Genomic DNA, 8,122 nt, shown 5'->3' with positions numbered 1-8,122 from the left:
GCCTGTGAAGTGAGCGGTGCAGCAAGGCCGCCAGCAGCAGGAACCCACCGAAGCGACTCAGCGGCAGCCGATGGCTGACGCTGAGCGCCGTAGGAATCCTCTTCCTTCCCGCCGCAGGCGGCAACGTCCTGAGACGTTGAGGGAGAGGAGGATGTCAACGTTGCGTGTCAGTGGCTCCTGCGATGCTCAGGCCGCCCTGTCGAGCCAGCGCAGCGCCACTCTTCGGGCATGGGCCAGGTCCTTGCACCAGGTCAGTCGGCCGGCCGTCCGGCGGATGCCGGCACGGCGCAGCTTGACGAGGATCCGTGTCGGCAGGCCGACCAGCGCCAGCGAGACGCCTTCACGGTGCATCTCATCGATCAGCGCCTTGAGGGCCACGATGGCGGTGCCGTCCATGCTCGGCACGTCGTGCATGTCGAGGATGACGACCCGCACCTGCGGGTCCACCCGATGCAAGGAGGTGAGCGCCTTCTCGGCGGCGCCGAAGAACAGCGGGCCGTTGATGTCGTAGAGGGCAATCTCGCCAGGCAGTTCCTCGATGCTGGCATGGGGCTCACTGTCGACGCGACGGGTCTCGGTCAGCAGCGACATGCGCCGGATGAACAGGGCGGCGGCCAGGCCCATGCCCACGCCCACCGCCAGCACCATGTCGAAGAGCACGGTCAGGGTGAAGCAGGTCGCGAGGATGGCCACGTCTCCCGGTGGGGCCGAGCGCAGGGTGTGCAGGACGTGACGGGCCTCGCTCATGTTCCAGGCGACGATGAACAGCAGCGCCGCCAGCGCGGCCATCGGCACCCGCCCCAGCAGGTCCGCCAGCGCCACCACCGCCAGCAGCACCACCAGCGCGTGCACCACGGCCGAGATCGGCGAGCGGGCACCGCTTCTGATGTTGGTGGCGGTGCGGGCGATGGCCGCCGTGGCGGTGATGCCGCCGAACAGCGGCGCCACGATGTTGCCCAGCCCCTGGCCGATCAGCTCGGCGTTGGGATCATGCCGGGTCCGGGTCAGCCCGTCGGACACCACCGCACACAGCAGTGACTCGATCGCCCCCAGCAGGGCGATGGCGAAGGCGGGCCCCAGCAGGTCGCGAATCAGGGCGAAATCCAGCACCAGGGGCTCGCCATCCGCGCCGGGCAGCTGCCAGGGAGCGATGAAGCTCGGCGCGATGGGAGGGATGCCGCTGCCCATCTCGCCCTGAGACTCCCAGGTGAAACGCGAGGCGATGGTCTCCACCTCCGCACCAGAACCGGCCAGCCAGAGGTTGGCTCCATAGGCAGCCAAGGCCCCGGCCACCAGGCCGACCAGCGGCGCGGGCAGCGGCAGCGCCAGGCGCGGCCAGAGCAGCATGACCCCTAGCGTGAAGACGCCGATCCCCAGCTCGATGGGGTCCACGGTCGGCAGCGACATGGCGATCCGTGCGAGATTCTCGACGAAATGCTCGCCCAGCTGGTCGACCTGAAGGCCCAGGAAGTCGGGCAGCTGAAGCACCGCGATCACCACCGCAATGCCCGCCGTGAAGCCGAGTACCACCGGATAGGGCACGTACTGGATCAGGCGACCCATGCCGGTGACGCCCAGCACCACGAGGATCATGCCGGCCATCATCGAGGCGACCAGCAGGCCGCCGAGGCCGTACTGCTGGACGATGGGGAAAAGGATGACGACGAAGGCCGCCGTCGGGCCCGAGACATTGAAGCGGGAGCCGCCGGTCAGCGCGATGAGCACGCCGGCGACGATCGCCGTGTAGAGCCCGTGCTGGGGAGGCACGCCGGTCGCGATCGCCAGGGCCATGGAGAGCGGCACCGCCACGGTGCCGACGGTCAGCCCGGCCAGGCTGTCGCGGCGCAGGTCATCCAGGCCGTAGCCGTCGCGCCAGGCCGCGCGCAGGCCGGTGGCGATGGCGGGAAGGGACGGTCGGTGGCGTGCCATGCGGGGGATCCTCCCTGGAGATCGAGTCGGTAAACGATGTTAACGACATTAACATGTCATTAGCATGAACGACAAAGGCGCTACCGCCGTTGCCCCGGGAGGCGACGAGCATTAACATTTGATGATAATGCTCCGGAGAATCGTCATGGAAAAGAAAACGGCACGCCTGACCCTGCTGATCGACCCACACAAGAAGCGAGCCTTCGAGCAGCTGTGTGCGGCACAGGACCTGACGCCTTCCCAGGTGGTGAGACAGCTGATTCGCGACTACCTGCGCGATCATGACGTGGCGTACGAGACGCGCCCCGACCTGGCCGAGGACGCGCCGGAAGGGCGGTGAGGCTCATCGGCCGGCCCGGGGCGGCTCGCGTCATGCCCCGCGCTGGGCTCGCGGCAGCGAGGCCGTGACGCTCAAGCCGCCGCCCGGGGCCTCGCCGAGCCGCAGTTGGCCGCGATGGCGCTGCAGCAGGCGATCGACGATGGAGAGCCCCAGGCCGGCCCCGGCGCCGGGGCCGCCGCGATGGAAGCGTTCCAGCACCTGCTGGCGCTGGTCCGCCGGGATCCCCGGTCCCTGATCCTCCACGGTAATCGTCACGGCGTCGCGCTCGGCGGTAAGCACGATGCGGATCAGGGCGCCCGCCGGCGAGTGCTGCAGGGCGTTGCCGACCAGGTTCTGCAGCAAGGTGTCGACCGTGCCGGGTTCCACTTCTAGCCGCCAGTCCGCCGTCTCGTCGGCCTCCAGCTGCAGCTCCTGGCGGCCGTCCACGGCGAGCGGCATCAGCTTGGCCAGCGCTTCGCGCACCTCGGGCAGCAGCGCGATCACGCGCCCCTGGCCGTCGCCCTCCTGCTCGGGCTCGAGCCTGGCCAGGGTGAGCAGCTGCGAGACCATCCGCGTGGCGCGGGCCACGCCGCCGCGCAGCTTGTCCAGCGCCTCGCGGCGATCCTCGGGATCGTCGGCGGCCAGGGCGTTCTGGGCGTGCAGGTCGAGCACGGCCAGCGGCGTGCGCAGCTCATGGGCGGCATCGGCGATGAAGCGCTGCTCCCGGGCGCGCAGGGCGCGGATCCGCTCGAGCAGCCGGTTGAGGGCGCCGGCGATGGTCTCCAGCTCCCGGGGCAGCCGGTGCATGATCAGCGGCTGCAGGGTCTGGGGGTCGCGGCTGCGGATCTGCGCGGCCAGCTGCGACAGCGGCCGCAGGCCCCAGCCGATGGCCCACCACAGCAGCAGGCCCAGCACCGGCAGCCCCAGCAGGTCCGGCATCAGGGTGCGCAGAGAGATGGCGGTGACCAGCTCGCCGCGTACGTCCTCGCGCTCCGCCACCAGTACCCGCCGAGGGCTGCCCGGGGCGTCCAGGGCGAAGACCCGCCATTCGTAGTCATCGAGGCGAGCGCTGCCGAAGCCGTTGCGCAGCGGCGTGAGCGGGGCCTCGGGGGCCTCGGCGGAGCGCAGCAGCAGGGTCTCGCCGCGCCAGGCCTGGAAGATCAGCTTGCTCTCGTAGGGGTGGCGCACCACCGGACCCTGGGCCTCGTCGCTACGCTGCAGGGCCGTGCCGATGCTGGCCAGCAGGGCCTGGCGCTGATCCTCGGGGAGTGGGGCACCCACCAGCCCCTCCAGCAGCCGGGCATTCTGGGCCAGCCTGGCATCGAAGAGCTCCTCCACCTCGTGGGCGGCGTCGCGATAGCTGGTCAGCCCGATCACCAGCATGCTCAGGCCGAAGACCAGCAGCACCACGCTCAGGGTGCGGCGGCGAATCGAGGTCACGAGGGGGGCTTGTCCATGACGTAGCCGATGCCGCGCACGGTGCGGATCAGCTCGGGGAAGAGCTTGCGGCGCAGGTGGTGCACGTGCACCTCGATGGCGTTGCTCTCCACCTCCTCGTCCCAGCCGTAGACCAGCCGGGTCAGGGTATCCCGGGTGAAGACCCGTCCCGGATGGCTGAGGAACTCCTGCAGCAGGGCGAACTCGCGCCGCGACAGCGCCACGGGCGCCTCCCGGCAGCAGACGCTGTGGGTGGCGGGATCGAGGCGGATGCCGCGCGCCTCCAGCACGTGGCTGGCCTGCCCCTGGCTGCGGCGCAGCAGGGCCCGCAGGCGGGCCTTGAGCTCGTCGACCTGGAAGGGCTTGATCAGGTAGTCGTCGGCGCCGGCATCCAGGCCGGCGATGCGGTCATCGATGCCGTCTCGCGCGGTCAGCACCAGTACCGGAACGCGGTTGCCTCGCCGGCGGACCGCCTCGAGCACCTGCATGCCGTCGAGCCCGGGCAGGCCCAGGTCGAGGATCACGGCATCGAAGGGCTCGTCGCCCTTCAGCGCCGCCACCGCCTGCCGACCATCGGCCAGCAGGTCCACGGCGTAGTGTTCGGGCTTGAGCGCCAGGCGGATGCCCGCGGCCAGGCTGGGGTCATCTTCCACCAGCAGTATGCGCATGTCCTGTCCTTGCGATGATCGTGTTCGGCGCCGCTTACGGGATAGTCGCCTCGCACGGGGCGGCTGTCGAGCCCCGTGAGAGCTCGCGGGTCACGGCGCCTCGCCTCGGGGCTTGCCGATGAAGCGGCGAATGGTGGGCAGCTGGCGGCGCAGGGCGCGGTCGACCACGCTCGGCAGCATCGCGTTGAGCCGCGCGAAGAAGCGTTCGGGGCCGCCCAGCTGAGTCTCTTCGCGCCCGGTCTCGATGGCGCGTCGGACCAGGCGAGCGACCCGCTGTGGGGTATCCATGGCGTTGCCCAGCGCCTGGTTCATCGCCTCGATCTCGGGGACATTCATGGCGGTGCGGGTGGCCCTGGGGGCGACGTGCAGCACGTGGATCCGGGTGTCGGCTAGCTCCCGGCGCAGGGCCTGGGTAAAGCCCCGCAGGGCGAACTTGGTGGCGCAGTAGCCGGCCTGGCCGGGGTAGCCGATGGTGCCGAAGGTCGAGCCTAGGTTGACCACCCAGCCGTGCTCGGCGGCGAGCAGTTGCGGCAGCAGCGCGCGGGTCAGCTGCAGGGTGCTGGTGAGGTTGAGGGTGATCAAGGCCTCGATCTCCGCGTCGCTCGAGGCCTCGAACAGCCCCACCCGGTTCATCCCGGCGGCGTTGATCAGCATGGTGCAGCCCGCCTCCCGGGCCCTCTCGACCAGCCGCTGGCGCTCCTCGGCGCGGGTCAGGTCCGCGGCCATGACCGTCACCTGGTCGGGATGACGCTCGGCCAGGGCCTCCAGGGCCGGCCGGCGGCGACCGGTGATCAGCAGCCGCGCGCCGGCGCCGGCCAGCTCGTCGACCAGGGCCTGGCCGATGCCGCCGCTCGCCCCGGTAAGCAGCACCGACTGGGCGGCCCAGCCGCCCTCGGGAAGGTGTCTGGACCAGAGCTTGCTATACGAGCGCATCGGCGAGCTCCCGGGTCGCGTCGTGGGCAGTGATACCACGGAACATGGCGCCATAGAGCCGATAGACCATCTTCGCCGTGTCGATCACCGCCGCCAGGTCTTCGCCCTCGAGCCGGTCCACCAGGCCCTCGAAGAAGGCCAGGTGACCGATGTCCAGGCTGCCGTGGGAGGTCAGGTAGCGCACCGCATCGTCCGGCAGGCCGAGGCTCGCCTGGAGCCCCTCGGCGGCCCGGGTGGCGATCGCCGTGCTGGTGCCCTCGAGCACCTGCACCATGCCGAAGAAGCCCACCGGGTTGCCGTGCTCGATGACGTCGCGCACGTGGGAGACCATCAGCGCCGTGGCCGGGGCGGGCTGGGCGGCGGCCGCCGCCTCGGCGTCGCCGCCGGCGGCGCGGATGTCGTCGAGGATCCACTGCTCGTGGCCGTGCTCCTCCTCGATGTACTCCACCAGGGCGCTGCGCAGCCAGCCGAGGCGCTCGGGCAGGCGCGCCCCGCAGGCCATCATCAGCGGCACGGTGAAGCGCACGTGGTGGTAGGCCTGGCCGAGGAAGGCCAGGTACTCCGGGCGGCTCACCTCGCCGCCGAGGGCGCGAGTCAGCAGCGGGGCGGCCAGCAGCCAGTCGCGCTCGGCTTGAGTGGCGGCCTGCAGGTGCTGGTAGGGGGGCATGGCGTGTCTCCTTGTGGGCATGGAAGGACCGAACGGGGTGGGAAGTGACGGCGCCTCGAGGGGGCGTAGGAGCCAGTCGCGATAGACGGCGTGGAGGGTGTCGCGGCGCAGGCGGCCGTTGGCCGTCAGCTGGTGGTTGTCGGGGGTGAAGGACGGGCAGCGGCGCCAGTCGCTCACCCGGGCATAGTCGGGAAGGCAGGCGTTGGCGGCGTCGATCGCCGCCGCCAGGGTGCGGTCGTCGAGGTCCGGGGTGGCGGGCACGACCAGGGCCCGGTTATGCGCCAGGGCCTCGCCGTGGACCAGCGCCTGGGCGATGGCCGGCCGGGCGCAGAGCTCGCCCTCCACCCACTGGGGATCGACGTTGCGGCCATAGGCGGTGATGAAGACGTCCCGGCGGCGGCCGTCGAGCACCAGGTGCTCGCCCTGCCAGTGGCCGAGATCGCCGCTGGCGTGCCAGTCGTCGAGGGGGCGCTCGCCCAGGTAGCCCAGCATGGTGGCGCCGCGGATCCAGATCTCGCCGTCGGCGGCGACGCGGACCTGGGCATGGGGCAGGGGACGGCCCACGCCGCGGGCGGGCTCGCCGGGCCGGTTGAGGCAGACCACCGAGGCGGCCTCCGAGAGGCCGTAGCCCTCGACGACCGGCCAGCCGCCGTCGCGCGCCCGCTCGAGCAGCGACGCGGCGACCGGGGCCCCGCCCACGGCGACCACGCGCAGCCCGGCCGGGGCCTGGGGCGACTGCTCGACCAGCGCCTGCAGCAGCTGGGGGAGCAGGATCAGGCTGTGCGGGCGAAAGGCTGCTAGGGCCGAGAGGGCCCGGCGGGGATCGAAGCCGCTGCCGCCGGTCCAGCCCAGTTCGGCGGCCCCGGGCAGGCCGGCGGTGGCGCCCAGCATCAGGGGCACGTAGAGGCCACCGATATTCTCCAGCAGGGTGGCCAGGGGCAGCATGGCCAGGTGGCGCCCGAGGCGAAGCGGCGCCACCGCCTCGGCGAGGCTCTCGGCGACCCGCAGCGGGGCCTCGCGGTCGAGGCACACGCCCTTGGGGGTGCCGCTGGTGCCGGAGGTGAATGTGATCATGCCGGTGCCGGCATGCAGCGCCGGGGGAGACGCGACCCCGCGGCAGGCGATGGCCGGGTCGGGGCTTTCCGAGAAGCCGAGGGACGCGGCGCCGGGGCCGATCCAGGCATCCAGGCCGGCCGCGGTCACCAGGTGGTGGCGTTGGGCCTCGCTGAAGAAGCCGGGGACCGGGACGTCGACCCGGCCATCGGCTAGCAGGGCCAGGTGCCAGAGGGCCCAGTCGAGGCCGTTGTCCAGCGCCAGGGCCACGCGACGGACGTCCCGGGCTTTGATGCGGGCTCGACGCGCCGCGATCTCGCCGGGCAGCTCGCCATAGGCAATGCGCCGATGGCCATCGTCCAGGGCTGGGGTGTCGGGCCGCTCCTCGGCATGGTGCGCCAGGCGCGCGAGCAGGGTCTCAGTGTCGCGCTGCATGGTCGGCCTCCACCAGGCGCGTCGACCCCAGCAGGCCGCGCTCGGTGAGCACGGTGTGGGCCAGGCGCAGGTCGCCGGCCATGACCCGGGGATGGTGCTCGTAGTAGCGGCCCCAGCCCGCCTGTTCCTCGCCCAGCCGCGCCGGGTCGGCGAGTTGGAGGGGATGCAGCTCGATGCCCAGCCGCTGGATGCCGTTGGCCACCGTCGGGGTCGCGGTGAACATCACCCACGCGAGCCCCTCGGCGACCAGCTGGTCGATCAGGGGCACGAAGAGGCGCCGCTGCAGGCCGCGGCGCAGGCTCGCCAGGTTGCCGATCTCGGCGATCGCCTCGCGGGCCACGGGCCTGCCGAGGTGCCGGGAGAGGAAGACTTCGGCGGGGTCGTCCAGGTAGCGCTCCTGGAAGAGGGGGCCGGTGCTGGCCAGAGCCGCCCCCACGGCGGCCAGCGGGACCTGGCCCTGCCAGAGCCCGAAGAGACGCGGTAGGAAGTGGGTGATGCGGGCGCCATGCTCGATGCCGAAACAGCGGCGCACCAACCGTTCCAGGCGTCGGCGTTCCTGCCAGTGGCAGCCTTCCCGCCACTCGAGCGGGGGGGCGCCGGCGATGACGGCTGGCAGCGCTGCCGGGAAGGGGCGACAGGGGGCGGGGGAGCGAACGGGATCGGGGGATGGCATCGGGGCGT

The 8,122-nt window shown here is 71.8% G+C and carries 7 protein-coding genes; 1 reads left to right on the top strand and 6 read right to left on the bottom strand.

What is annotated here, in order from left to right:
* Positions 1 to 186: 186 nt before the first annotated feature.
* The gene (gene dauA / locus FEI13_RS08865) at positions 187 to 1,929 is read right to left on the bottom strand and encodes a C4-dicarboxylic acid transporter DauA (protein ID WP_138181178.1); all 1,743 of its coding nucleotides are present in this window, start codon (positions 1,927 to 1,929) and stop codon (positions 187 to 189) included.
* A gap of 145 nt (positions 1,930 to 2,074) precedes the next feature.
* Between dauA and FEI13_RS08860 the strand changes: the two genes are divergently transcribed.
* Positions 2,075 to 2,269 (top strand): CopG family transcriptional regulator, encoded by a 195-nt coding sequence (locus FEI13_RS08860; protein ID WP_138181177.1) that lies wholly within the window; start codon positions 2,075 to 2,077, stop codon positions 2,267 to 2,269.
* 30 nt (positions 2,270 to 2,299) lie between these two features.
* On the opposite strand, the gene FEI13_RS08855 is transcribed toward FEI13_RS08860, so the two are convergent.
* The 5 genes from FEI13_RS08855 to FEI13_RS08835 form a co-directional block, all read right to left on the bottom strand.
* Positions 2,300 to 3,688 carry an ATP-binding protein gene (locus FEI13_RS08855; RefSeq protein WP_138181176.1) on the bottom strand — a complete coding sequence of 463 codons (1,389 nt, stop codon included), beginning with the start codon at positions 3,686 to 3,688 and terminating at the stop codon, positions 2,300 to 2,302.
* Positions 3,685 to 4,353: a response regulator gene (locus tag FEI13_RS08850; protein WP_138181175.1), complete on the bottom strand. Its 669-nt coding sequence runs from the start codon at positions 4,351 to 4,353 to the stop codon at positions 3,685 to 3,687. The genes FEI13_RS08855 and FEI13_RS08850 overlap by 4 nt, the downstream gene beginning before the upstream one ends.
* Before the next feature lie 90 nt (positions 4,354 to 4,443).
* A complete protein-coding gene (locus FEI13_RS08845; RefSeq protein ID WP_138181174.1) occupies positions 4,444 to 5,286 on the bottom strand; it encodes an SDR family oxidoreductase in 843 nt (280 codons plus the stop codon).
* Positions 5,273 to 7,441, bottom strand: a complete 2,169-nt coding sequence (locus FEI13_RS08840; protein WP_138181173.1) for an AMP-binding protein — start codon at positions 7,439 to 7,441, stop codon at positions 5,273 to 5,275. The genes FEI13_RS08845 and FEI13_RS08840 overlap by 14 nt, the downstream gene beginning before the upstream one ends.
* Positions 7,425 to 8,114: a thermostable hemolysin gene (locus FEI13_RS08835; protein WP_138181172.1), complete on the bottom strand. Its 690-nt coding sequence runs from the start codon at positions 8,112 to 8,114 to the stop codon at positions 7,425 to 7,427. The genes FEI13_RS08840 and FEI13_RS08835 overlap by 17 nt, the downstream gene beginning before the upstream one ends.
* Positions 8,115 to 8,122 lie beyond the last annotated feature (8 nt).

The organism is Halomonas urmiana, from assembly GCF_005780185.1.
GTDB classification, from domain to species: Bacteria; Pseudomonadota; Gammaproteobacteria; order Pseudomonadales; family Halomonadaceae; genus Halomonas; species Halomonas urmiana.
This window is presented reverse-complemented; position numbering and strand designations above follow the sequence as displayed.

Bases quoted from the DNA above. Each gene is read 5' to 3' on its own strand.
- dauA (WP_138181178.1), bottom strand. From the start codon at position 1,929: ATGGCACGCCACCGACCGTCCCTTCCCGCCATCGCCACCGGCCTGCGC.
- FEI13_RS08845 (WP_138181174.1), bottom strand. From the start codon at position 5,286: ATGCGCTCGTATAGCAAGCTCTGGTCCAGACACCTTCCCGAGGGCGGC.
- FEI13_RS08835 (WP_138181172.1), bottom strand. From the start codon at position 8,114: ATGCCATCCCCCGATCCCGTTCGCTCCCCCGCCCCCTGTCGCCCCTTC.
- FEI13_RS08860 (WP_138181177.1), top strand. From the start codon at position 2,075: ATGGAAAAGAAAACGGCACGCCTGACCCTGCTGATCGACCCACACAAG.
- FEI13_RS08850 (WP_138181175.1), bottom strand. From the start codon at position 4,353: ATGCGCATACTGCTGGTGGAAGATGACCCCAGCCTGGCCGCGGGCATC.
- FEI13_RS08840 (WP_138181173.1), bottom strand. From the start codon at position 7,441: ATGCAGCGCGACACTGAGACCCTGCTCGCGCGCCTGGCGCACCATGCC.